The sequence below is a fragment of the Faecalibacterium sp. AF10-46 genome (assembly GCF_003604105.1).
Taxonomy (GTDB): Bacteria; Bacillota; Clostridia; order Oscillospirales; family Ruminococcaceae; genus Faecalibacterium; species Faecalibacterium taiwanense.
Window position 1 is genome coordinate 85788 of the sequence record NZ_QVGY01000010.1, and the last position, 23332, is coordinate 109119.

The window sequence follows — 23332 nt, forward strand, 5'->3', positions numbered from 1 at the left end:
ATGGATACCAGAAAAGCAGTTAAAACCTATCACCGCAATCTGGCGATCGTTCTGGCTATCATCATCGCCATCTTCGCAGCGATCCCGCTGGTCGTGGATAAACCCTACATCATCAACATTTTCGTTCTTACCTTCTATATGTCCACCCTGTCCATGGCATGGAACATTCTGGGCGGCATCACCGGCCAGAACTCGCTGGGTCTGGCCGCTTACATGGGTCTGGGTGCCTATGTGTGCTGTCTGGTGGTCACAAAGACGGGCATGAACCCCTGGGTGGCCGCTGTGCTGGATATGCTCGTTGTGGGCGTTGTGGCCGGTGTCATCTTCTTCCCAAGCCTGATCCTGCGCGGCCCCTACTTCACGCTGGTGTCCATCGCGTTTGCCGAGTCCATCCGTCAGTTCATCATCAACTCGGAGTTCTTCGGCCGCGCATCCGGTGTGGGCCTGCCCTTCGGCAAGGACTCCTTTGCGCAGTTCCGCTTTACCAGCAAGGTGCCGTATTACTACATCGGCTTCATCATGATGGTGGGCGTTTATCTCATCATGAAGAAGATCGGCCGCTCCAAGCTGGGCTTTGCGCTGCGCACCATCCGCGAGGATGAGGACGCAGCCGCCGCTATCGGCATCAACCCCACCAAGTACAAGGTCATTGCCGTTGTCATTTCGGCTATCATTGCCGGGCTGGTCGGCTTCTTCTATGTCAGCTACATCCGCTACATCGACCCCGATGTTATGATTCAGTCCAAGTCCACTGAGATCGTGCTGCCCGCAGTCGTGGGCGGCGCTGCCTACATCGAAGGCCCGCTGATCGGCGGCCTCATCATGATCCCGCTGAGCGAACTGCTGCGTGCAAACTTTGCCGCCATCCTGCCCGGAATCAACATGCTGATGTACGCCATCGTGCTGATCGTGGTCATCCGCTTCCGTCCGTCCGGTATTCTGGGCTGGTACATGAACTCGAAGGTCAAGACCTTCATCGATGAAAAGATCCTCAAAAAGCCGTCTCTGGACGTGCTGGAAGAGTATGAGCTGATGGCAGACAAGGGAGGGAAGTAATCATGGCAGAAAAGCCTATTATTGAAGTCCAGGGCCTGACCAAGCGGTTCAAGGGTCTGACCGCCGTGCATGATGTTTCTTTCTCGGTGGAGAAAGGCTCCATCACCGGCATGATCGGCCCCAACGGTGCTGGTAAATCCACCACCTTCAACATGATCTGCGGCTACTACCCGCCCACCGAAGGCAAGATCTTCTACAATGGTGAGGACATCACCAACAAAAAGGCGTATGAGTACACCAACATGAAGATCGCCCGCACCTTCCAGATCATGAAACCTCTGAAGAACCTGAGCGTTCTGGATAACGTCACAGCCGCCGCCTACTTCGGCCACGCCGGTGCAAAGAGCGAAAAAGAGGCCAAGGAGCGCGCCATGGAGGTGCTGCACTTCACCGGCCTATACGAAAAGCGTCATGTGATCTCCAAGGACATGGGCACGCCGGACCAGAAGCGTCTGGAGATGGCCCGCGCTCTGGCCACCAAGCCCGAAGTGCTGTTTCTGGACGAGAACATGGCAGGCTTGAACCCGGCTGAGACCGAAGAGGCCATCCAGCTGATCCGCAAGATCAACGAGTCCGGTGTCACTATCCTGCTCATCGAGCACATCATGAAGGCGGTCGTGAGCCTGTGCGAGAAGGTCATCGTCCTTCACCACGGCGAAAAGATCGCTGAGGGCACGCCCGAGCAGGTCATGAACGATCCTTACGTCATGGAGGTGTATCTGGGCACCAAAAAGGAGGGCGCAAGTGCTTAAAGTTGAAGGTCTGAACGCCGGTTACGGCTCTGTGAACATCCTGTGGGACATCGGCTTTGAGGTGAAGGATGGCGAGATCGTTTCCATCCTTGGCTCCAACGGTGCCGGTAAGACCACCATGGTGCGCACCATCACAGGTATGGTCAAGGCCAGCTCCGGCAAGGTGGAGTTCAACGGGGAGGACCTCTCCGGCAAAAGCTCCCGCGTTATTCTGGACAGCGGCATCGTGCAGGTGCCGGAAGGCCGTCAGCTCTTTACCGAGATGACCGTGCTGGAAAATCTGGAACTGGGTGCATTCAATAAGGAGACCAAGGCGCATTTTGCAGAAAATCTGGAAAAGTGCTATAACTGGTTCCCCAAACTGCGCGAGCGCGCAAAGCAGGCTGCCGGCACTCTGTCCGGCGGCGAGCAGCAGATGGTGGCCGTGGCCCGTGCGCTGATCGGTATGCCCAAGCTGCTGATCCTGGACGAGCCCAGTCTGGGCCTTGCCCCCAACATCGTGGACGACATTCTGGAAGTGGCCAAGACCATGGTGAAGAATGACGGCATCTCGGTGCTGCTGGTGGAGCAGGACATTACCAAGGCCCTTGCAGCGGCTGACCGCGGCTATGTCATCGAGAACGGCCGCGTGGCGCTGGAAGGAACCGCCGCCGAGCTCTCGGCAAACGAGCACGTCAAGAAGGCGTACCTCGGCATCTGATTTTGGAAACTGGATGTCCGGCGGGCACTACTTCACACGGTGCGGCGGGGCATCTCGGATTAACAAGCTGTTTTTTACAAACAGAATTGGAGGACAATTATGAAAAAGATCTCTCGTAGAAGCTTCCTGAAGGCATCTGCCGTTCTGGGCGGTGCAGCTGCTCTGACCGCTTGCGGCGGCTCTTCCGCTTCCACCAGCACTGCAGCATCTACCAGCACCGCAGCATCCGGCAGCACTGCAGTAGCCAGCGGTGACACCATCAAGATCGGTACCATCTATGCAATGTCCGGCGGCAACGCAGCCATCGGCGAGAACATCCTGCGCGGCATCGACTTCGCAGTGGACGAGATCAACAAGGCAGGCGGCGTGAACGGTCAGATGCTGGAAGTTGTCCGCGGCGACCATGCAGGCGACGCAGCCACCGGTAAGTCTGAGGCAGAGCGCCTGATCACTCAGGAAGGCGTCAATGTCATTATGGGCTGCCATATGTCCGTTGTTACCGAGGTCGTGGCTCAGGTCTGCCAGCAGTACGGCATCCCCATGATCACCGCTATCTCCACGCTGGACCGTCTGACCGACGAGGACCACAAGGACTACGATTACTTCTTCCGTCTGTGCCCGCTGAACTCCGTCTACGTGGAAGATATGCTGAAGTATCTGCAGGACTCCAAGGAGCAGACCGGCAACGAGATCAAGAAGGTCGCCATCTTCACCGATAAGGCTGCCATCGGTCAGGAGCTGATCCGCTGCGTCAACCTGTTCGCACCCGATTACGGTCTGGATGTTGTGGCCGAAGTGGACTACAGCTCCAACGCGACCGACCTGTCCTCTCAGATCCTGGCTCTGAAGCAGGCTGATCCCGATGCCATCCTGTGCGACTCCTATATCGGCGACGCTACCCTGTTCGTCCAGACCCTGAAGGAGCAGAACTACAAACCCAAGATGATCGTTGCCAAGGCAAACGGCTTCACCGATCCTTCCTTCATCCCGAACCTGGGCGCATCCGCAAACGGCGTGGCTTCTGTTGTCGAGTTCAACCCCGACCTGACCAACGGCGTGGAAATCAACGAGGACTTCAAGAAGGTCTACAATGTCAACATGAACGGCCACTCTGCTGAGTCCTACACCGTTGTGTGGCTGTTCAAGTCCGCCATCGAGAAGGCCGGCTCCACCGACGGTGCCGCTGTCCGCGACGCTCTGGCAGAGCTGTCCATCGACGGTGCATTCGAGGGCGGCCGCAAGATCGTTCTGCCCTACTCCAAGATCGAGTTCACTCCCGAGTACGAGATCGGCGGCGTAAAGCACTACCGTGACAACACCTACGCTTCTGTTGCAATCGCACAGGTGCAGGATCAGGAGTGGAAGACCGTCTGGCCCTTCGAGTTCGCTTCCTCCAAGATCCAGGAAGTCACTCTGGGCTGATAAAGTTACCCCAAAGAACACAGCAGGCGAGCCGTCCAATGGGCGGCTCGCCTTTTTGCGTCTTCAGTTGTTTTTGATGTAAGTAAAAATATCCTCCGGCACCGCTGCCAGTGCATCCGCACCGGCAGCGGTCAGTTCTGCGCGGCCCCGGAAGCCCCACAGCGCGCCCATGGCGGGCAGTCCGGCATTGTGTCCGGTGAGGATGTCCACATCGCTGTCGCCCACAAAAAGGGTGGCAGAGCGGTCTGCACCGATCTCGTCCATCAGCGCATACAGCCCGGCGGGGTTCGGTTTGGTGGGCACGCCGGGCCTGCTGCCGCGCACAGCGGCAAAGCGGCCTGTGCCGAAATAGTGGGCGATGATCTTGCCGCAGAGCGGGTCGGCCTTGTTGGAGAACACTGCGCACTGAACACCCTGTGCCCGCAGCTCGTCCAGCAGCTCCGGGATGCCGGGATAGGGGGCCGTCTTGTCCTCCTTGTGGGCATCGTACCGGGCAGTGAATTCAACCAGCGTGGCTGCCAGCTGCTCCGGCGTGCGGGCATTTTCCGGCGAGAAGCGCTCCACCAGCTTCGGGATGCCGTTGCCCACCATGTGCTTGAACTGTTCCACCGTAAAGGTGGGCCAGCCATGCTGTGCACACACCCAGTTGCCTGCATCGGCAAGGTCGTCGATGGTGTTCAGAAGGGTGCCGTCCAGATCGAATAATACAGTTTTTATCACAGAAAAAGACTCCTTACAGTTTCAGAAAAGCAAAAAAGGCAATTCGATGCACTTTACGCTGCGCACCCTGCACTTCACCCCGCCCGGAAAGGTGAGGGTGAGGTTCGTGCGGTGCACCGCCGCGGCCCATGGCGACTGCATGGCCGTCAGGGCCGGAACAGGGCAGAGCACGCAGATGTCGTGCAGATGGAAGCCGTGCTGCCAGCGCAGGGTCAGGCGGCCGTTTTGCAGCCAGATGCCCTCTTTGCGCCAGCCGTTGTACGCACCCACCAGCAGGGCGGCAAACATAGCAGTGACCACCAGAAGCGGCACCGTGAGGGCGGGCAGGGTGTAGCGGGATACCGCTGTCAGCAGCAGGCACAGCCCGCAGGGGATGCCGGCAGGCAGAAAAAACGCCGGGATGCTGCGGCCTGCGGTGTCCACCGGGGCTTTTGGCGGCAGGACAAAGCCGGGCAGAAGCTCCTGTAGAAAAGGGCCGTCCTCCCGCCAGACCAGCAACGGGATCTCCGGCTGGCAGCTGCCTGCTGTAACGAACACCGGGCAGCAGCCCAGCGCCCATGTGGCAGGCGAGCGGCGCAGGTCCGCATAGCTCAGATGTTCCAGCGCAAGGCGCATCTCGTACTGGCGCACAAAGCCGCCCCTGCTGCCAAGGTGGCTCTCGGTGCGCCACACGGTGTAATGGGCCGCATGGGCCGCACTGCGCACAAGGCTTGCGCAGAACAGCACACCGCCCAGCACCAGCAGCCATGCTGTGCCCATGGGCAGCCAGCGCGCCGCCCACGCCGCAATGCGGTTCAGGTGGGCAAAGGCCGCCGTCTGGGCATCCGGCGCATAGGGCCTGCTCTGTTTGATGGCCAGCGCCAGCAAAGCAAGGGTGGAAAGGCCGTTGGCACCCAGCACCGCAAAGGCCAGCTTTTCGCCGCCGCGCGGGGTGTGGGCCACAGCATCCCGGCGCGGCATCATGCGGTCAGCTAAAAACTGCGCGTCCTGCGCGCTCAAAAGCAAGGTCAGGGTGCGCTTCTGCCCGGCAGGATACAGCACCACCCGGCTGGCACCGGCCAGCCGGTAGAGCAGGGGCCGCTCGATGGTGAGCGCTGCCAGCTGGCTGGCTTTCAGGCAGCGGTCCAGCCGCACGCCCAGCCGCCAGCGCACCCGCAGGGTTCCCTGTGCATCCACCCGCCAGCGGCCTGCGTGCAGCACGGCGGCGCTCACAGCGGCAAGCACTGTCAGCAGCGCCGCGCCCTGCACCAGAGCCGTGCGCAGCGCCGCCCAGTTGCGGGCAAACAGCACCTGCAAAAGCGGCAGCAGATACAGCAGAATGGTCTTGCGCAGAAAATGCAGCACCGCAAACGGGTGGAAGCCGCGTTCGGTCATGGCGTTTCCTCCATCAGCACAGCGGCAAGAGCCTGCGCCTGCAGGGCATCCACGCCCGGCAGGAACAGCTGTACGCCCGGGCCCCGCACCACCAGCACGCTGCAACCGGCCAGCCACAGAAGCGGCGTGCGCAGGGTCCACACGCCAGTCACGGCCCGGCGGGGAAGCTGCCGTGTGATGGGAACGGCGATACCGGCCCGCACGGCAGTGTTCCGGGCGGTGAGCACTGCGGTAAAGCTGCAGGCTCTTGCCCACGCGGCGAACACAAGGCACACCCACAGGGCACAGAAAATACACCCGGCAAACAGGCTCTGCCAGAACACAAAAGGCGCGCAGAACACGCCGGGAACAGCGGCCCAGACGCACAGTACGGCCCGGCCCTTGGGCGGAATGATCAGCGCCGTGCGCAGCAGGTCACGTTCGGTCATTTGCCGGAAAGGCCCCATGCATCCATCAGCAGGTGCAGGGTGTCATCCTGCGTCAGGCAGAGGATGCGGTCCCACGGCAGTAAGGTGGTATTGCCGTGGGGGATGATGAACTCCGCATCGCGGGTGATGCACACCAGAATGACGTCGCCCGGCATAGGGATGTCCTTGACCGCCTGCCCTGCAAACTGGAAGTTCTCCGGCAGCAAAATTTCGTTCAGGCTGGCAGTGCCGCCGCCCAGCGAGAGCAGCTGGCGGATGGTATCCGTCTCGATCTCGCGCTCAAGGATGTGGCTCAGGTTGTCGGTGCCGCACACTACGGTGTCCACGCCTAAGGTGTGCAGCAGCTCGCGATTCTTGGGGTTGGAGGCCCGGGCCACAGTGCGGTTCACGCCAAACTCCCGCTTTGCGATCTGGCAGGCCACAAGGTTATTCTCGTCCGCACCGGTCACGGCCACAAAGGCATCGCAGCTGGCAACGTCGGCCGTGCGCATGGTGTCAAAGCTGATGGCATCGCCGCAGATCACCGGGATATCCAGCGAATCGGCCAGCGAACGGCACAACATTTCCTGCGGTTCAATGATGGTCACTTTGTGGCGGTGGGCCAGCAGGCTCTGGGCCAGATACATGCCCACCTTGCCGCCGCCTGCGATACAAACTTTCATATGCTTCCCTCACTTTTTACTTTGCCAGTGCGCGGAACACCGATTGCTCGGTGAGCACCGTGGGGCAGATGGTGTCGATCTCGTAAGCCTTGTGGTACAGCACCTGCAGGTGCGGGTCGGACACGCGGCAGATCACCTTCTCACGGCGGAAGATGCTTTTTGCGATCTGTGCCGCCATCAGATTTACCGAGTCGTCCTCGCTCACAGCGGCCACGGCATCGCAGCTGTCAATGCCGCCCTGCCGCAGGGTATCCGGGTCGGTGGGGTCGCCCACCAGAGCCGTGCCGCCAAAGCTGTAGTCGTCAAAGGCATCCAGACGCTTGAGCTGTTCGGGATCCTTTTCGATCAGCGAGATATCATGGCCGATGCGTTCCAGATCGCGGATGAGGGAAGCACCCACCTGGTCGCAGCCGATCACCAGAATATTCATATGGATTCACCTCGTTGTAGAATAGTTCAACAAAAATACCAAGAGTGCTTAAACTCTGTTTTGATTTGCGGATAAAATAGAAGGAAAAGGGTCTTTGCATCAGTATAACACATTTCCCGGCGCAGTAACAGCCTGCAGGGCAAAAGTGGCGGCGGGCGTAAAAATTTTCGCATTCTGCGTGCGTGCAGAGACATAGTATGGTATACTGGAAGAAAATAAGCTGCTGTGCCTTTGTGCACAAGGAGGGGTACTTACGTTTTTTGAGATCATCAAAGCCATCCTGATGGGCATTGTGGAGGGCATTACCGAGTGGCTTCCCATTTCGTCCACCGGTCATATGATCCTGCTGGAGCAGATCATCAAATTCAACGCAAGCGAAGAGTTCATGTCCATGTTCCGTGTGGTCATCCAGCTGGGTGCCATCATGGCCGTGGTGGTGCTGTTCTGGGGCAAGCTGTGGCCCTTTGGCATGAAGCAGGGCAGGGTCATTTCCAAGCCCAGTGTGTGGAACCTGTGGTTCAAGGTGGTAGCGGCCACGATCCCGGTGCTCATCATCAGCCCGCTGGACGACTGGATGGAAGCTCACTTCTACAATTACATCACGGTTGCCGCGATGCTCATTCTGTACGGTGCGCTGTTCTTTGTTGTGGAGAACCGCCGCGCTGCGCCGCACGTGAGCCGGCTGGAGCAGATCACCTACCGCGATGCCATTATCATTGGCCTGTGGCAGTGTCTGGCCATCATTCCGGGCACCTCCCGCTCCGGTGCCACCATCGTGGGCGGCCTGCTGCTGGGCCTGTCCCGCGCCTGTGTGGCGGAGTTCACCTTCTATCTGGCCATCCCGGTCATGGCGGGTGCATCCCTGCTCAAGGTGGTCAAGTTCGTTGTCGGCGGTTCTGTGATGACCGGCACCGAGGTGGCTGTGCTGGCAGTGGGCTGTGTGGTGGCCTTTGGCATGAGCCTTGCCGCCATCCGCTTCCTGATGGATTACGTCAAGCGCCACGATTTCAAGTTCTTTGGTGCCTACCGCATCGTGCTGGGCATCATCGTGCTGGCAGTGGCGGCTGCGACGGCAATCTTCTGATTTTAAGCGGAAGAATTATTTTTATAATTTACAACCCCGGAAAATCTGCGGATTTTCCGGGGTCGTTTTTTCACGGGAAGGGTCGTGAAGGCAAGCGGCATTTGTTTTTTTACGGTGCTGTGAGCGGCAAAAAATTTCGATGCAGCCAAGGCGGGTGCGCCCTCTGCGGCAGCGCTGACGCGATGCCATTGTCTGCCAAAGGGCACAGGACTTTGCCAGATTTAAAGATGCCGTTTTTACGGAGTGCGAGGGCTTTCCGCGCTGGATGGACTGGCACCCGGAAGCGAGGACGTGGAGGGCGTGCCCGCCGCCCTTTACGACAGCACTTTTTCTTTGCAAAAAGATGTGCTATACTACAAAACAAGAGAGTATGCGGCAGCGTGCCGCGCAAACAAAATGGAGGAACCTGCTATGGAAGCATCCAAGGTCTATTATACAGATTTCCGCTGTCCCGTGGGCACCAGCCTGCTGGACAAGCTGCGCCGCGTGTGCATTGCTGCCGGCATCAAGGACATTGATATGGACGGAAAGTTCGTTGCCATCAAGATGCACTTTGGCGAGCTGGGCAATCTGGCATTCCTGCGCCCCAACTACGCCAAGGTGGTGGCCGACCTGTGCAAGGAGCAGGGCGGTCTGCCGTTTCTGACCGACTGCAACACCCTGTATCCGGGCAGCCGCAAGAACGCACTGGAGCACCTCACCTGCGCCCAGCTGAACGGTTTCTGGCCCATGACCACCGGCTGTCAGGTCATCATTGCGGACGGCCTGCGCGGCACCGATGAAGCAGAGGTGCCGGTGCCGAACGGCGAATACTGCAAGACGGCAAAGATCGGCCGCGCCATCATGGACGCAGATATCTTTATCAGCCTGACCCATTTCAAGGGCCACGAAGCCACCGGCTTCGGCGGTGCCCTCAAGAACATCGGCATGGGCTGCGGCTCCCGTGCAGGCAAGATGATACAGCACGCCGCCGGACACCCGGAGGTGCAGCAGAGCCTGTGCCGCGGCTGCCACCGCTGCGCGAAGGAGTGCGGCTCCGATGCCATCACCTACGATGCAAACAACAAGGCTGTCATTGACCAGACCAAGTGCAAGGGCTGCGGCCGCTGCATCGGTGCCTGCAACTTTGACGCTATCTATTCCCAGTGCGACAGCGCCAATGAGATGCTGGACCGCAAAATGGCCGAGTATGCGGCTGCCGTATGCGCAGGCCGTCCCTGCTTCCACATTTCTCTGGTGCAGGACATCAGCCCCAACTGCGACTGCCACGGCGAGAACGATGCACCTATCCTGCCGGATATCGGCATCTTTGCATCCTTTGATCCGGTGGCGCTGGATCAGGCCTGCGCCGATGCCTGCCTGAATGCACAGCCGCTGCCGAACAGCCAGCTGGGCCAGAACCTTGCAAAGCCCGGCTGGAACTGCCACCACGACAACTTCAAGGATTCCAACCCCAATATCGAGTGGAAGGCCACGCTGGAGCAGGCCGAGAAGATCGGCATGGGCACCCGCCAGTATGTGCTGAAGAAGGTATAAAAATCAGAAACAGAAGGAATGCTGCACATGGTCAGCATCCTCGCCCTCTCCGTCACCTACGGTGCCACCTCTCCCAAAGGGAGAGGCCTTGGCAAAGAGATGGACTTTGCGTGGACTGCCAAGGGCTCCCACTTTGAGGAAAGACGTCCCCCGACCGGGGGAAGATGTCGCGCAGCGACAAAAGGGGGAATCTGGCGAACGAATGTGAGCCTGAGAGGGCGAGCCCGCTAAAGAAAAAAGCATCTGCAACAAAATCGCTGATTCTGAAATTCAGAAGCGATGGTTGCAGATGCTTTTTTCTTTTATTAAGCCTCGCCGTTTGTCTCCGGCACGCAGTCGTCCAGCACGGTCTGCAGGGCCTGCCAGTTCTTCAGGGTGCAGCCGGGCAGGGTGTCCGGGTCAAGGCCGGCATCCTCAATGCGGCCAGCCATGCTGTCCTTGTCGCTCAAAAGGCTCAGCGCGTCCGGCTCGATCATCGTCCAGGCCTCGGCAAAGCTTTCCTGCTCATCAGCGTCCAGCGTGTCGTACCAGCTGTAGAAAGCTTCCTGCACGGCTTCCGGGGTGCGGGAGGCAAGGCGGGCGTTTTCTGCCCACTGCAGCAGGGATGCCGCTGCGATCACCGATTTGAGCGAGCAGCCGGAAACACCCGGCCCCCAGCCCAGACAAGGCTCAAAGGCGGCAGCGGTGCCGGTGATGGAGAAGATGGAGTTCTCGTCAAAATCGCCGGGGTTCAGGCCAGAGGTGTCGGCCCGGGTGGTGGAATCGGGCAGGTCCTCGCCGGAAGCAGCGGAGCTTGCAGAACTGCTGGCAGAGCCTGGCGCTTCGGAACTGCTGGCGGTTGAGCCGCCGCAGCCTGCCAGAATGCTGCAGGCCAGCGCTGCGCAGAGCAGCAGCGAGAGGATGCGGGTATATCTCAATTTCATAGTAATGTCCTCCTTGAGCGGTGCCGCAGCCGGGCCGCAGCACTTCAAAACGATACACCCTAAGTATACGTTCTGCCGCGGCGGTTGTCAATCGGACAGCGCAGAACGAATTTCAAGCGGGAAATATGCACCCTGCACAAAGAAGGGATGTATTTTTGGGAACTTTGCATTCTTGACATTTTTTGCAAAAATCGGTTGACTACAAGTATAGTGTCTGCCCACGTCAGCCGGAAAGGAGGGAAACGCCCATGAAGCACCGCATCACAGCCGCATTGGAGCGGTTCTCCCGCGCAATGCTGGCACCGTTGAGCTATCTTTCGGCGGCGGGCCTGCTGCTGGTGGTGGGCGCACTGCTCACCAGTGCGCCGCTGGCCGGGGTGCTGCCCTTTCTGCGGTGGGAGCCGGTGCAGCTGGCGGGCAGGATCATTTACAAATGCCTCACGGCGGTCATTTCAAATCTGAGCGTGCTGTTCTGCACCGGTCTTGCGGCGGCGCTGGCAAAGCGGGAAAAGCATCAGGCGGCGTTCATCGCCCTGATGAGCTATCTTGTCTACCTGACAGCGGGCAATGTAACGCTGACCGAGTTGGGCCTGCTGGCGCAGCCGGATGCGCTTACCGGCCTGTACAGCGCAGGCCAGACCATGGTGCTGGGCATCCAGACTGTGGATACCGGCGTGTTCGGCGGCATTCTGCTGGGCCTGCTCACCGCCTTTGTGTATGACCGCACCTGCGAAAAAGCCCACCGCGGCATTCTGGGCGGTGTGTTCTCCGGTGTGCGGTGGTCCTTTGCCTGCATGGCGGCACTGGCGGCGGTGCTGGGCTTTGGGGCCTGCTTTGTCTGGCCGCCTGTCCAGAAGGCCATTGCGGCCGTCACCGGCTTCATTGCCGCTTCCGGCAATATCGGGTTGTTTTTGTACGGCTTTCTGGAACGGCTGCTCATCCCTACAGGGCTGCATCATCTGGTGTATATGCCGTTCCAGTTCTCGCAGCTGGGCGGTCAGCTCACGGTGGGCAGCATCACCTATACCGGTGCCTATGTGGTCACGATGACCGAATATAACCTCGGCCTGCCGTTTTCGGATGGCATCGTGTGGATGTACACCGGCTTTACCAAGACCTTCGGCTACTTTGGCATTGCGGCGGCATTCATCTTCTGTGCCCGGCGGGGCAGCCGCAAAAAGACTGCTCTTCAGCTGCTGCCGCTGGCCTTTACGGCATCGCTGGCTTCCATTACGGAGCCGCTGGATTTTCTGTTCTGCTTCTCGGCACCGGTTTTGTGGCTGGCGCACGCAGCCATCTCCGGCATCTTCATCGTGCTGCTGCACCTGTGCGGAGTCACGGCGTTTACCTCGAACCTTCTGGGGTCGCTTGTGATGAACCTTTCCGCTGGTGCGGCCCGCACGAACTACCCGGTGCTGTATCTGCTGGGCCTTGCCCAGATCGCGGTGTATTTTGTGGTGTTCACTGTGCTCATCAAGGCGCTGGACCTGCCCACACCGGGCCGCCGCCCGGAAGAGCCGTCCCGGCCGGAAAAGGCCCTGCCGCTGGACGAGCAGGGAGTAGAAAAGCTCATTGCAGCCTTTGGCGGGCGGGAGAACATCCGCACGGTGGACAACTGCTTTACCCGCCTGCGTGTCACGGTGAACGACCCGGCCTTCGTCAAGGAGCAGGCCCTGAAAGCCCTGCCCTGCAGCGGTGTGGTGCAAAGCGGCTGCGATGTGCAGATCGTGTACGGCATCCGCGCGCCGGAGGTGCGGCAGGCGGTGGAGCGGCGGCTTGGCCGGGTGGTCTGTTGACCTTTGGCGAACGGGCAACTATAATAGGGAAAAAGCGGCTTCCCGCGCAGAGCGTATTCGCGTGGATCAAGTTTCATGCCTTTTGTAAAAAACATTACCGCCGGGTACGTTCTCTTTTGCGTGCCAAAAGAGAACCAGAAAAGCACTCGCTACTTTCGAGGCGCGGGAGGCACGAACTAGGGGCTGCTCGCCCCTAGTAACCCCAAAGCAGTTGGGCTCCATACAAAAAATCCAAGTCGCTCCGCTAGAGGATTTTTTGTGTTCCACCGATTTATAGTCGCTGCGCGACGGCGATAAGCCGACAGCAGCAACATGCCGTTTGCCTTTACGACCTTTCCCGTGAAAAAGTAACTCCGAAACGACCGCAGTCGTTTCGGAGTTGCAAATTTAAAAATAATATTTCCGCTGATATTGCCAAAGCGAACGCGTCGGCAATTTTAAATCGTCCGGCGGTTGAAAGGATACACATGCAAGAACAAGCAGTTTTTACGCAAAAAACAGAGCCTGTGCCGCCAACCGGCCGCTTTGCACCCAGCCCCAGCGGGCGGCTGCATCTGGGCAATCTGGCCTGCAGCCTGCTGGCGTGGCTCAGCGCCAGAAGCCGTGGTGGACGCATCGTGCTGCGCATTGAGGATCTGGATGCCGAGCGCTGCCCGCGCATCTATGCCGACCTGCTGGAACAGGATCTGGACTGGCTGGGCCTTGCGTGGGACGAGGGCGGCAGCACCGGCGGGCCGAACGGCCCCTATTACCAGAGTGAGTGCGCGGAGATCTACACCGCAAGCTACAAAAAGCTGGAAGAGCGCGGCCTTGTGTACCCGTGTTTTTGCTCCCGCGCCCAGCTGCACGCGGCCAGCGCGCCCCATACCTCGGACGGCAACGTGGTCTATCCGGGCACCTGCCGCGGCCTGACCGCTGCCGAAATTGAGGAAAAACGCAAAAAGAAGGCCCCTGCCTACCGTCTGATGGTGCCGGACGAGGACATCACATTTGTGGATGGCTGCATGGGCCTGCACACCGAAAATCTTTTGCACGACTGCGGTGACTTCTACCTGCGCCGGGCGGATGGCGTGTTCGCCTATCAGTTGGCCGTGGTGGTGGACGATGCCCGCATGGGCGTTACCGAAGTGGTGCGTGGTGCAGACCTGCTTTCGTCCACGGCACGGCAGCTGTATTTGTACCGCCTGCTGGGCCTGCAGGCACCGGGGTTTGCCCACTGCCCACTGCTGCTGGCCCCGGATGGGCGGCGGCTCTCCAAGCGCGACGGCGACCAGAGTCTGGAAAACCTGCGGGAAAAGTATACCGCGCAGGAGATCGTGGGCAAGCTTGCCTACGCCTACGGCCTGCAGCCGGAGCCTGCGCCCCGTACACCGGAAAGCCTGATCAAGGACTTTTCCTGGGCAAAGGTGCCAAAGCAGGATGTCTGCCTGCCGGAGGATCTGTTCTGAACAAAAAAGAAATGCGCTGCCTCCGATGACAGCGCATTTCTTTTTTATAGAGATTCAGATGCGGCGCATCTGCGGCAGATCGTTGGTGTCCATCATACGGCTGAACGCGGTATCCAGTGCCAGCGCCAGCAAAGCGCCCAGCGCTGCATCGATGCAGCTGTGCTGCTTGAGCAGCATGGTGGAGCATACAATGGAGATGCACAGCACATCAGCGGCCGGGCGCATCCAGCGGAACCGGGGCTGCTCAAAGATGCGGCAGCGGTGATAGGCCAGCATCAGCGTGACCGAGTTGAACACATGGATGGACGGGCAGACATTGATGGGTGTGTCGGTGCTGTACAGGAACCGCACCGCACGGGCGAAGATGTCTGTGCCCGGCACATAGCAGGGGCGCAGATTCAGCCCGGTGGGCAGGATCACGTAGCAGGCCAGCGCAATGGTCATACCGCTGAACAGCGGCATACACAGCCGCCAGAAGTCCTCCCGGGGTGCCTTCCACAGAAGGAAGAACAGGGTGAACGGGATCCACGGAAACCATGCAAAATAGGGGATGGCCGCATATTTGCAGAAGGGAATCAGATCGTCCAGCCGGCAGTGCACGAGGATGTGCGGCATATGGATCTGGGTGTTCAGGAAATTGAATGCGGAAAGATAAAGTATGAGATACAGCGCCATGAAGCAAATCGGATGGCGCGAAAACCAACTGCGTTTCATTGAAAAAGCCTCCTTTTTGCAGAAGTGAAAGCTCTTAGCACTGTGAAATTATACGCCGGGAATGTGACAAAAACAAGAACGAAAGCAGACAACATTGCTGAAAAACAAATAAATTATTTGTGCGTATTGCGTAAAAAAGAGCCTGCCTTCGCGGCAGGCTCTTATAAAATGCAGAGGAAAGATTCAGATGACCTGCTGTTCCAGCCACTTGCCGCGCAGGAAGCGTACAAAGAAGCACAGGGAGCGGAACGCCCAGTCCAGATACATGCCCATCCAGATGGCCAGCAGGCCGCCGTGGAAGGCCAGCACACACAGGTAGCAGAAGCCCACCCGGAAGGCCCACATGGACACGATGCTCACGGTCATGGTAAAGCGGGCATCGCCTGCCGCACGCAGGATGTTGGGCATGGTAAAGCTGGAAGGCCAGATGAACAGCGAAACGATGTTGAACCACACCATCACTTCCAGCGCCATGGCGTAGGCCTCCGGCGAGAGGTTGAACAGGCTCAGCGCAAACCTGTTGGCAAACAGAAAGGCCGAAAGGTTCATGAACCATGCGCCGCAGTAGGCAAACAGCATCAGGCGGCGGGAGTAATACACGGCCTGATCTTTTTCGCCTGCGCCAAGGCACTGGCCCACCACGGTCAGCGCAGCCATGCCCACGGCGTTGGCCGGGATGTTCAAAAAGGTGGTGGTGGTGTTTGCCACGGCGTTGGCCGCAATGGCGGCGGTGCCCAGAGTGGAGGTCAGGCTGGAAACGGACAGCTTGCCGATCTGGAACATGCCGTTTTCAATACCGGCCGGGATGCCCACCCGCAGGATCTGCTGGATGAGCCGTGCCTTCGGGGCAAGGGCCTGCAGGCCGTCCACCCGCAGCGGGCAGGCGGGCCGCTGCAGCAGGTACAGCACAGCCACGCAGGCAATGGCGCGGGACACAAGGCTGGCCAGTGCGGCACCCATCACGCCCATTTTGAAGCCGTAGATCAGCACGGCGTTGCCGCCAATGTTCACCACATTCATTACAAGGCTGGACATCATGCTGATCTTGCTGTTGCCCTGCGCCCGGAACAGGGCCGCACCGGCGTTGTACAGGCCGATGAAGGGGTAGCTCAGGGCCGAGAGCAGGAAGTAGGTCTCGGCATAGCGCATCACGTCCACGTCGATGGAGCCGAAGATGCCGCGCAGGATGGCATGGCGGCCCGCCACCACAACGGCGGCCACCAGCAGGCTGAAGCTGGACAGGATGAACAGGATCTGCGCCGCTGCATTCTTGGCATCCTTTGGCTCCTGCCGGCCAATGTACTGGCTGGTGACCACCGCGCCGCCGGTGGCAAGGGCGCTCATGATCTGGATCATCAGGGTGTTGAAGCTGTCCACAAGGCTCACGCCGGAAACAGCGGCTTCCCCCACCGAGGAGACCATCAGCGTGTCGGCCAGACCGATGGTCACGCTGAGCGCCTGCTCTGCGATCAGTGGCAGCAGCAGGGCAATGAGCTGCTGCCGGGTGAACAGCGGCGGCTTATGGAACGCGGGCGTTTTGGTTGCTGTCATAGGTTCCTCCGTGACGGTGACAAGATACACTTGGATACATGACCTATATCATACAGCAGAACGCGCAGAATTACAAGAGATGGGCCGAAATCTCCCGTCAGGAAAATTCCTGACTGGGGGTCAGGCTGGTGCCGTAATATACGATATAATCATACGGGACGGTCGGCCCGAACACTGTTTTGTCTGGGTACTTCCTCAACATGTCCGCTTTCAGGTCGGCCGGGGTCTCGGGCACACCGGCGCAGAGCGTATCGGAGCACACGGCATTCCAGAGGCCAGCAGAGAACGAGGTGCAGTTGTAAATGGCCGACCAGTGGTCTGCGTTGGCCAATGCCTGATTTACAGTGTCTAGCTGGCTCTGGTCCAGTGAGACCTGAATGCCGTAAAGATTCTGATAGTAAGAAGCGTTCAGGTAATATTTGTAGTAGCCCTCCAGATTGTACCAGATGCCGGAATGCTCGCAGCGGTTGCCGCGGGTGCTTACGGTGATGGACGTATCCGGCGCAATGAGCAGTCCGCCCACATTGATATCCTGCTCCGAGACATTGGTGATGGTGAGGAAGCTGTGTCCGCTGGTGTTGAGGGGAACATCGCCGTGGTCATCGGCGCGGGCAAAAAGCCGCAGCACCGCAACGGCTCCCTCGGCAGGGGCATCACCGTAGGCCTGCGCAGGGGACTTGTGGTCTGCCTGCGCAAAGTGGTACGGCCCGCCAAAGTTGGTGGTAAAGCCAACGACATTGCGCATCAGGTCGGCAGAACCGGTGACATCTGTTACCACCTTATCCTCCTTTGCGGCGGGCTGTGCGGCCTTGGGTTCCTGTGCGTAGGCGGGCAGGGCGCACAGGCAGGCCAGCAGCACGCAGCAGGAGAGGATGCCGAAAAACTGTTTTTTCATAGATGCCTCCATTTGTGTTTTTTTCAGGTAAAGCTTACCGTTTTTTGCAGGGTCTGTCAAGGACTGCGGCAGGCGGAAAAGCCGCGCCGCAGCGTGTTTGTTCCACTTTACCCGTGCAGGCAATTGTGCTAAAATAAACCTGAGGTGCACCGCGCTTTGCAGGAGCGGGGAGTGCACTGTGGTAAATGAGATAAGAAATAAAAGGTAAATCAGAACCCAAAGGGGGAACAATATGCCAAAAGCAGCCCATAAGGTGGTCGTGATCGGCCACCGCAACCCGGATACCGACTCCATCTGCTCGGCCATTGCCTATGCAGAGCTGAAAAATAAGACCAGTGATCTGGTCTGTGAGCCCCGCCGTGCAGGCAAAATGAATCAGGAGACCGAGTTCGTGCTCAAAAAGTTCGGGGTAAAGCCCCCGCGCATGTGCACGGACGTGAACCCGAAGATCCGCGATGTGGACTACCGCGAGATGCCCGGCATCCCCGGCTCCACCAGCCTGCGCAAGGCGTGGGAGATCATGCGCGACCAGCAGATCGACACCCTGCCGGTCACCAGCCCGGACAACGAGCTGGAGGGCGTGATCACGGTCAAGGACATTGCCACCGCCAACATGGACGTGTTCGATACCGGCATCCTTGCCAAGAGCCGCACCAGCTTCCGGAACATTCTGGAAACGCTGGACGGCACCATGGCGGTGGGCAGCGCGGATGATATCTGCACCACCGGCCACATCCGCATCGGCACCGCTACGCCTGAAATGCTGGAAAGCACGGTGGAAAAAGGGGACATCGTGATCCTGACCAACCGCTACGAGAGCCAGCTGTGCGCCATCGAGAAGGAAGCGTCCCTGCTCATCCTGTGCAACAACGCCAAGGTGGGCCGCACCATCCAGCGCATTGCCGAGGAGACCGGCGTTGCCATCATGACCACCCCGGTGGATACCTATGCTGCCGGTAAGCTCATCAGCCAGTGTGCGCCCATCTCCTATTATATGACCCGCAGCGACATCATGAAGTTCACCCTCGTCACGCCGGTGGCCGATGTTACCCGCGTGATGGCCAAGGTGCGCCACCGCTATTTCCCCATCCTCGACGAGGACGGCAAATACTGCGGCATGGTCAGCCGCCGCAACATCATCAATCTGCGCAAGCGCCGCATCATTCTGGTGGACCACAACGAAGCCACACAGGCCGTGGAGGGTTTCGACCAGGCCGAGATCCTTGAGATCATCGACCACCACCGCATCGGCAGTCTGGAAACCAGCGGCCCGGTGTACTTCCGCAACCAGCCGGTGGGCTGCACCGCCACCATCGTCACCCAGATGTACGACGAAAACGGCGTGGAGATCCTGCCCCAGACGGCCGGTCTGCTGCTGGCGGCTATCCTGTCGGATACCCTGATGTTCCGCAGCCCCACCTGCACCCCCGTGGATGAAGCCAGCGCCCGCCGCCTTGCCAAAATTGCAGGGGTGGACATCAACGAGTTTGCTAATGAGATGTTTGAAGCAGGCGAAAAGCTGGACGGCAAGACCGCCGAGGAGGTGTTTCTGCAGGACTTCAAGGTGTTCATGTGCGGTGATATCCGCTTTGGCGTGGCACAGGGCAGCTACATGACCCGCAAAAACCTGCTTGCTGCCGAAGCACTGCTGCAGCCCTATCTGGAAGAAGCCCGCAACAAGCAGAACGTGGAGGATATCTACATGCTGCTCACCGACGTGCCCAAGGAGGAGAGCGTGGTCATCAGCGATGGCCGCTATGCTTCCGAGGTGCTCTCGGACGGCTTTGAGACTCAGCCTGCCGAGGACGGCAGCTTTACCCTGCCCGGTGTGGTGAGCCGCAAAAAGCAGTTCATCCCGGCGCTGATGACCGCCTATCAGGAGCTGTAAACGGCTTGCGCCCTCTCCGTCATTGCTTGCGCAATGCCACCTCTCCCAAAGTGAGAGGCCTTGGCAGTCCATGCAAAGTCTCCGGTTTCGCCAGAGGATCTCCCTTTGGGAGAGCTGGACGCGAAGCGGCCTGAGAGGGCGAGCACGCTAAAAAGGATGTGTGCCAATGTTCGATTTTTTGACCAGAAAGGCAAAGGATGCCACGCCGCCCGCCCTGCCGGAAGGCACTGTGCGCCGCCGCTATTCCATCGAAGGGCAGGTGCAGGGGGTGGGCTTCCGCTACCGCGCCCGCTATGCGGCCCAGACGCTGGAACTGACCGGCTGGGTGGAGAACGAGGATGACGGCAGCGTAACGCTGGAAGTGCAGGGCGACCCGGAAAAGTTCCTGCGGCTGTTCGCCATGATCCAGAAAAGCGATTATATCCAGATTACCGGCATCCGCCAGAAGGATCTGCCGCCCGACCCATGGGAGCGGGGCTTCTCGGTAAAAGGGTATTGATTTGAACTGCAAACAAAAAAGCTGACGCGAAAGCGTCAGCTTTTTTGCTCTTTCTAAATTTATCAGCCTGCTGTTTTCAGCGGGGAATTGTCTGTCCAGATGGTGCCGTCCAGCAGCCGGGTCACAGCCAGAGTGCCGTTTGCGGAAACGCGGGCCGGGTCCAGCGCGTAGAAATCGCTCTCCTTCAGGTTCGCGGGGTCTGCATCCGCACGGATGCCCACCACGCAGACCCAGTGGCCATAGGCGGCGCTGGTGGCGATGTGCGGGTAATTGACCTCGTTCCAGCCGGAACTGGTCAGGTGGTATTCATAGCTGGAGGTGCGGTTCGTGTGCTTTTTTACACCGCTCACCGCGGTGTTTTTCAGATGCACGATCACCGGCTTCCCGGCGGAAAGCTCGGTGTAAAGCTTCTGCAGGCACTCGGACAGGCTGCCGGAATAACCGTAGTAGCCGCCCGCAGACCAGACCGCACCGTTTGACCACATGCCGCTGCCGGAGGAAACTTTTCCATCCAGAATGGTGCGTGCATAGCGCAAGGCGTACCAGCTGCATTTGCCGGAGGTCTGGTTGCCGATGGAAAGGATCTGGCTGGTGCTGAAGTCCAGCATCCGGATGCCGTGCGTTTCCTGCAGGGCAGCTGCGTGTGCGTGGGGAACGGCCAGAGCCAGCACAAGGCACAGCGCCAGAACTGCCGCCGCCAGCCGCTGTGCCGCGCGGGCGGGACAGTGTTGCATATTAAGCCACATCCTTTGTTTTTTCTACGACCTTATTTTACCATGCAAAAATGGTAGAATTGTGTAAAATCGTAATTTTTTGAAAGGATTCTGAAGGATGGATCGGAACACAACATCTGTCCAAACCGGGAAGGACTGTGCCCCGGAAAAGAACAGCATGGAGCTTCCGGCCGGAAGAAGATTTTCCGGCACGGTAAAGAACCTTTGCGAAATAAGGACGGTGTATCTCAATACTGCAACAAAAATCCGATGTTTCGTTGATTTTGAACGAAAATGTTTCGGAAACTTTATGCATCTTCTCGATTGACAAAACCAACTGATGTCGGATACAATAAGGCCAGAACGACACCCGTTCTGTAGTGCGAAAAAACAGCACTGAAATGAGACAAATCAACAAAATCTTGAAACGACAGGAGGCGCTTAACGATGAAAAAGCTGAAGAAATTTGCTGCCCTGCTTCTGGTGGGTGTGATGGCTCTGGCCCTGCTGACGGCCTGCGGCGGTGGCGGTCAAACCGAAGAGCAGAAAGTGCTGGCCAAAATCAGTCAGGAGAAGGGCGTCCAGGCGACCAATGACGCAGAGCTCCGCGCAGTGGCTGAAGGGCACTTGAACGAGGATCGCAAGGATCTTGATGCGAATTTCAAGATTGCTGGCTACTTGACAGCGTTCAATTTCCATTCGGAAAAGGTGGGAAATGACCGGGTCATTACCATCACCGCCCGGTATGATTATAAGGATACTCTTCTGAACGCTGTGCTGAAGAAAATCTCGGAGTACGTTGACACGAATAATGGTGTCACGGTGAACCAGAACGGCGACTGGTCGAATATAGGCGTTGTGGTCCAGAGCAACAACGAGCAGAGCTACATTGGTATTTCCATCCGCCTCAAGGGCAAAAAGTAAAAAATTCCTCACCCTTTCTCCCCGGAGAGCTTTCCTTCCCCCGGAAAGCCCTCCGGGGCTTTTTTGCGTTTGGGGACAATTGCCAAAAAGAACGGCGGAATTTGGGCGATATGTCTGTTGACATGCGGGGGGGGGTATTGCTAAAATAAATTCAGACGGGTAAAGCGATTTGGGGTCGCCCAAACCGTCAGAATTTGAAAACAGGAGGAACATTACAATGAAAATGTTCAAGCGTTTCGCAGCCGCCCTTCTGGCCGGCGTGATGGTTCTGGCAATGCTCACCGCGTGCGGCGGTGGCGCTGGTTCTGGTACATCCACGATTGGCGAGGAATTTGAAAACAAATACATCGCAGCGATTAACACTCTCCGTGGCGAGAATGCAGAAAAACTGGAAAATGATACCGACCTGCGTAACAAGGCTCTGGCCCAGTTGGCGAAAATCAACGAGGATGGCACGATTGCGGTTACTGATGCAAGCACTACTACTGCAACGCCCAATGCTGATGGAAAATCTGTAACAGTTTTAATGATTAACGTAGGAACGGAGGGCAAACCCGATAAGGGTGTGTGTCAGGCAAAAGAAATCACCGCCGATTCCTTGGGTGAAATTACCACAGAGGGTGCAGGTGAAGATGCTGCAGAAACTATGCGGGCACTTAAGAAAATCGGTATTGCCACTAAAGTAATCAATGGCAAAACCTACGCAGCAATAGCAATTGAAATTGTCACGTCTGTGCCGAATAACGCTTAATTCGCAAAATTGAAGAATTGACTTGCCCCGAGGAGCACCCCGCTCCCCGGGGCTTTTTGTATCCAACGAACTGACGTATTGGCTCAAAAATGATTGGAAACGATAGGTAGTCTGTACATTGACGCGGGGGAGGGGAAAACTGTAAAATATACATAGGCCCTCCGGGCATTTGGGACGCGGAAAAGGCCTGTAATTCATTTTATGATGGAGAGACCTAATATGAAAAAGATGAAACGTCTTGTGGCCGTCCTTCTGGTCGGCATCATGGCGCTGGCAATGCTCACTGCTTGCGGCGTTACTCCCAGCGCACCTTCAATGCGCGATACTGCGCTGGAAAGGGATGTTGCCAAGTGGACTGTGGAATGGGGCAAGAACCAAAACCCGACACTGACCGTTGATTCGGAATTGACAGAGATCAGCAATAAGTGCCTGCCTACTGCTGTCAAGGCGGTGGATGCTAGGCTTACTTCTCCGATTGATCCGAACGCTTACAATGACGCAGTGAAAAAGCGGGAGATGTTTTTTGCTGAAGCAAAGAAGGGCAAAAAGGCTGCGCTGGTGCCCGTGGACTTTCCGAGCGGAACAGAAGTCACCAAGGATACTCTGGCCCATGCCTATGCCGCTTTGAAAATGGATGTTCAGAGTAACTTGGAACAGGCTGGCGTTAAGAATCCGACCAAGTTCGGCGTTACCGTTACCAAGCAGAAGGAATACACTCTGGTCCTCTTCGTGGTCAGCGAATAAGCGTACCTTCTCAAAACTTGCATCCCTGCCCCGCAGAGCACCCCGCTCCCCGGGGCTTTTGTTGTGTTTAGGAGCAAACTCCCCCAGTCGTCTGCAGCGTGCCAGATTCCCCCTTTTGTCGCTGCGCGACATTTTCCCCCGGCCGGGGGAAATCGTCCCTCAAAGAGGGAGCCTTTCGCCTTCCGGTCAGATGCAATAAACCTCCCCCTTTCGGGGGAGGTGGCATCGCGCAGCGATGACGGAGAGGGTTGCCTCCCTCACTGAGGAAGGTGGCAAACCCGCAGGGTTTGACGGAAGGAGTTCGTCCCGCCTCTCCCAGCGG

Annotated in this window: 23 protein-coding genes; 13 read left to right on the forward strand and 10 right to left on the reverse strand. The window is 58.3% G+C overall.

Going from position 1 to position 23332, the window contains the following annotated elements:
* The 4 genes from DWV57_RS11025 (at position 1) to DWV57_RS11040 (ending at position 3930) form a co-directional block, all read left to right on the forward strand.
* A complete protein-coding gene (locus tag DWV57_RS11025; protein ID WP_120020815.1) occupies positions 1-1056 on the forward strand; it encodes a branched-chain amino acid ABC transporter permease in 1056 nt (351 codons plus the stop codon).
* Between the two features lie 2 nt (positions 1057-1058).
* A complete protein-coding gene (locus DWV57_RS11030) occupies positions 1059-1808 on the forward strand; it encodes an ABC transporter ATP-binding protein (protein ID WP_005937157.1) in 750 nt (249 codons plus the stop codon).
* Positions 1801-2508 carry an ABC transporter ATP-binding protein gene (locus DWV57_RS11035; RefSeq protein WP_118529203.1) on the forward strand — a complete coding sequence of 236 codons (708 nt, stop codon included), beginning with the start codon at positions 1801-1803 and terminating at the stop codon, positions 2506-2508. The genes DWV57_RS11030 and DWV57_RS11035 overlap by 8 nt, the downstream gene beginning before the upstream one ends.
* A 99-nt stretch (positions 2509-2607) precedes the next feature.
* Positions 2608-3930 carry an ABC transporter substrate-binding protein gene (locus DWV57_RS11040; RefSeq protein ID WP_120020816.1) on the forward strand — a complete coding sequence of 441 codons (1323 nt, stop codon included), beginning with the start codon at positions 2608-2610 and terminating at the stop codon, positions 3928-3930.
* Between the two features lie 63 nt (positions 3931-3993).
* Here the strand turns inward: DWV57_RS11040 and DWV57_RS11045 are convergent, their stop codons facing one another.
* Genes DWV57_RS11045 through DWV57_RS11065 form a run of 5 tightly spaced genes read right to left on the reverse strand, consistent with a single transcriptional unit; the run spans position 3994 to position 7544 of the window.
* Positions 3994-4650 carry an HAD family hydrolase gene (locus DWV57_RS11045; RefSeq protein WP_120020817.1) on the reverse strand — a complete coding sequence of 219 codons (657 nt, stop codon included), beginning with the start codon at positions 4648-4650 and terminating at the stop codon, positions 3994-3996.
* A 21-nt stretch (positions 4651-4671) separates the two neighbouring features.
* A complete protein-coding gene (locus DWV57_RS11050) occupies positions 4672-6024 on the reverse strand; it encodes a PH domain-containing protein (RefSeq protein ID WP_120020818.1) in 1353 nt (450 codons plus the stop codon).
* Positions 6021-6452, reverse strand: coding sequence for a hypothetical protein (locus DWV57_RS11055; protein WP_120020819.1), 432 nt, complete (start codon positions 6450-6452; stop codon positions 6021-6023). The genes DWV57_RS11050 and DWV57_RS11055 overlap by 4 nt, the downstream gene beginning before the upstream one ends.
* The gene (locus DWV57_RS11060; RefSeq protein WP_118529207.1) at positions 6449-7114 is read right to left on the reverse strand and encodes an NAD-binding protein; all 666 of its coding nucleotides are present in this window, start codon (positions 7112-7114) and stop codon (positions 6449-6451) included. Before DWV57_RS11060 ends, DWV57_RS11055 begins: the two co-directional genes overlap by 4 nt.
* A gap of 16 nt (positions 7115-7130) precedes the next feature.
* Positions 7131-7544, reverse strand: coding sequence for a TrkA family potassium uptake protein (locus DWV57_RS11065; protein WP_005937093.1), 414 nt, complete (start codon positions 7542-7544; stop codon positions 7131-7133).
* 223 nt (positions 7545-7767) lie between these two features.
* On the opposite strand from DWV57_RS11065, the gene DWV57_RS11070 reads away from it, so the two are divergent.
* Together DWV57_RS11070 and DWV57_RS11075 are read left to right on the forward strand one after the other, a co-directional pair.
* A complete protein-coding gene (locus DWV57_RS11070) occupies positions 7768-8628 on the forward strand; it encodes an undecaprenyl-diphosphate phosphatase (protein ID WP_256372191.1) in 861 nt (286 codons plus the stop codon).
* A gap of 411 nt (positions 8629-9039) precedes the next feature.
* A complete protein-coding gene (locus DWV57_RS11075) occupies positions 9040-10164 on the forward strand; it encodes a DUF362 domain-containing protein (protein WP_120020820.1) in 1125 nt (374 codons plus the stop codon).
* 305 nt (positions 10165-10469) lie between these two features.
* Here DWV57_RS11075 and DWV57_RS14840 read toward each other — a convergent pair whose 3' ends face one another.
* Positions 10470-11087, reverse strand: coding sequence for a hypothetical protein (locus DWV57_RS14840; protein ID WP_242959163.1), 618 nt, complete (start codon positions 11085-11087; stop codon positions 10470-10472).
* A 248-nt stretch (positions 11088-11335) separates the two neighbouring features.
* On the opposite strand from DWV57_RS14840, the gene DWV57_RS11090 reads away from it, so the two are divergent.
* Both DWV57_RS11090 and gluQRS read left to right on the forward strand, forming a co-directional pair.
* Positions 11336-12883, forward strand: coding sequence for a PTS transporter subunit EIIC (locus tag DWV57_RS11090; RefSeq protein WP_120020821.1), 1548 nt, complete (start codon positions 11336-11338; stop codon positions 12881-12883).
* 467 nt (positions 12884-13350) lie between these two features.
* Entirely contained in the window at positions 13351-14331 is a 981-nt protein-coding gene (gene gluQRS / locus DWV57_RS11095; protein ID WP_120020822.1) for a tRNA glutamyl-Q(34) synthetase GluQRS, read from the forward strand.
* Between the two features lie 54 nt (positions 14332-14385).
* Here gluQRS and DWV57_RS11100 read toward each other — a convergent pair whose 3' ends face one another.
* The 3 genes from DWV57_RS11100 to DWV57_RS11110 form a co-directional block, all read right to left on the reverse strand.
* Positions 14386-15045 (reverse strand): phosphatase PAP2 family protein, encoded by a 660-nt coding sequence (locus DWV57_RS11100; protein WP_118529211.1) that lies wholly within the window; start codon positions 15043-15045, stop codon positions 14386-14388.
* Between the two features lie 183 nt (positions 15046-15228).
* Positions 15229-16596, reverse strand: a complete 1368-nt coding sequence (locus tag DWV57_RS11105) for an MATE family efflux transporter (RefSeq protein ID WP_120020823.1) — start codon at positions 16594-16596, stop codon at positions 15229-15231.
* 97 nt (positions 16597-16693) lie between these two features.
* Positions 16694-17491, reverse strand: coding sequence for a hypothetical protein (locus tag DWV57_RS11110; RefSeq protein ID WP_243112353.1), 798 nt, complete (start codon positions 17489-17491; stop codon positions 16694-16696).
* A 232-nt stretch (positions 17492-17723) separates the two neighbouring features.
* On the opposite strand from DWV57_RS11110, the gene DWV57_RS11115 reads away from it, so the two are divergent.
* Positions 17724-19379 (forward strand): putative manganese-dependent inorganic diphosphatase, encoded by a 1656-nt coding sequence (locus DWV57_RS11115; protein ID WP_120020825.1) that lies wholly within the window; start codon positions 17724-17726, stop codon positions 19377-19379.
* Between the two features lie 166 nt (positions 19380-19545).
* Positions 19546-19878, forward strand: a complete 333-nt coding sequence (locus DWV57_RS11120) for an acylphosphatase (protein WP_120020826.1) — start codon at positions 19546-19548, stop codon at positions 19876-19878.
* 62 nt (positions 19879-19940) lie between these two features.
* On the opposite strand, the gene DWV57_RS11125 is transcribed toward DWV57_RS11120, so the two are convergent.
* A complete protein-coding gene (locus tag DWV57_RS11125; RefSeq protein WP_120020827.1) occupies positions 19941-20612 on the reverse strand; it encodes a hypothetical protein in 672 nt (223 codons plus the stop codon).
* Positions 20613-21038: 426 nt separating this feature from the next.
* On the opposite strand from DWV57_RS11125, the gene DWV57_RS11130 reads away from it, so the two are divergent.
* From DWV57_RS11130 to DWV57_RS11140, 3 genes are all read left to right on the forward strand, one after another.
* Complete coding sequence (locus DWV57_RS11130; protein ID WP_120020828.1) at positions 21039-21515, forward strand: hypothetical protein; 477 nt, start codon at positions 21039-21041, stop codon at positions 21513-21515.
* A 217-nt stretch (positions 21516-21732) separates the two neighbouring features.
* A complete protein-coding gene (locus DWV57_RS11135) occupies positions 21733-22266 on the forward strand; it encodes a hypothetical protein (RefSeq protein WP_120020829.1) in 534 nt (177 codons plus the stop codon).
* 219 nt (positions 22267-22485) lie between these two features.
* The gene (locus tag DWV57_RS11140) at positions 22486-23010 is read left to right on the forward strand and encodes a hypothetical protein (RefSeq protein WP_120020830.1); all 525 of its coding nucleotides are present in this window, start codon (positions 22486-22488) and stop codon (positions 23008-23010) included.
* The last annotated feature ends 322 nt before the right edge of the window (positions 23011-23332 follow it).

Excerpts from the sequence above, each read along its gene's own strand:
- DWV57_RS11025 (WP_120020815.1), top strand. The coding sequence starts at position 1 with ATGGATACCAGAAAAGCAGTTAAAACCTATCACCGCAATCTGGCGATC.
- DWV57_RS11030 (WP_005937157.1), top strand. The coding sequence starts at position 1,059 with ATGGCAGAAAAGCCTATTATTGAAGTCCAGGGCCTGACCAAGCGGTTC.
- DWV57_RS11040 (WP_120020816.1), top strand. The coding sequence starts at position 2,608 with ATGAAAAAGATCTCTCGTAGAAGCTTCCTGAAGGCATCTGCCGTTCTG.
- DWV57_RS11050 (WP_120020818.1), bottom strand. The coding sequence starts at position 6,024 with ATGACCGAACGCGGCTTCCACCCGTTTGCGGTGCTGCATTTTCTGCGC.
- DWV57_RS11055 (WP_120020819.1), bottom strand. The coding sequence starts at position 6,452 with ATGACCGAACGTGACCTGCTGCGCACGGCGCTGATCATTCCGCCCAAG.
- DWV57_RS11060 (WP_118529207.1), bottom strand. The coding sequence starts at position 7,114 with ATGAAAGTTTGTATCGCAGGCGGCGGCAAGGTGGGCATGTATCTGGCC.
- DWV57_RS11065 (WP_005937093.1), bottom strand. The coding sequence starts at position 7,544 with ATGAATATTCTGGTGATCGGCTGCGACCAGGTGGGTGCTTCCCTCATC.
- DWV57_RS11075 (WP_120020820.1), top strand. The coding sequence starts at position 9,040 with ATGGAAGCATCCAAGGTCTATTATACAGATTTCCGCTGTCCCGTGGGC.
- DWV57_RS14840 (WP_242959163.1), bottom strand. The coding sequence starts at position 11,087 with ATGAAATTGAGATATACCCGCATCCTCTCGCTGCTGCTCTGCGCAGCG.
- DWV57_RS11090 (WP_120020821.1), top strand. The coding sequence starts at position 11,336 with ATGAAGCACCGCATCACAGCCGCATTGGAGCGGTTCTCCCGCGCAATG.
- gluQRS (WP_120020822.1), top strand. The coding sequence starts at position 13,351 with ATGCAAGAACAAGCAGTTTTTACGCAAAAAACAGAGCCTGTGCCGCCA.
- DWV57_RS11100 (WP_118529211.1), bottom strand. The coding sequence starts at position 15,045 with ATGAAACGCAGTTGGTTTTCGCGCCATCCGATTTGCTTCATGGCGCTG.
- DWV57_RS11105 (WP_120020823.1), bottom strand. The coding sequence starts at position 16,596 with ATGACAGCAACCAAAACGCCCGCGTTCCATAAGCCGCCGCTGTTCACC.
- DWV57_RS11110 (WP_243112353.1), bottom strand. The coding sequence starts at position 17,491 with ATGAAAAAACAGTTTTTCGGCATCCTCTCCTGCTGCGTGCTGCTGGCC.
- DWV57_RS11115 (WP_120020825.1), top strand. The coding sequence starts at position 17,724 with ATGCCAAAAGCAGCCCATAAGGTGGTCGTGATCGGCCACCGCAACCCG.
- DWV57_RS11120 (WP_120020826.1), top strand. The coding sequence starts at position 19,546 with ATGTTCGATTTTTTGACCAGAAAGGCAAAGGATGCCACGCCGCCCGCC.
- DWV57_RS11125 (WP_120020827.1), bottom strand. The coding sequence starts at position 20,612 with ATGCAACACTGTCCCGCCCGCGCGGCACAGCGGCTGGCGGCGGCAGTT.
- DWV57_RS11130 (WP_120020828.1), top strand. The coding sequence starts at position 21,039 with ATGAAAAAGCTGAAGAAATTTGCTGCCCTGCTTCTGGTGGGTGTGATG.
- DWV57_RS11135 (WP_120020829.1), top strand. The coding sequence starts at position 21,733 with ATGAAAATGTTCAAGCGTTTCGCAGCCGCCCTTCTGGCCGGCGTGATG.
- DWV57_RS11140 (WP_120020830.1), top strand. The coding sequence starts at position 22,486 with ATGAAAAAGATGAAACGTCTTGTGGCCGTCCTTCTGGTCGGCATCATG.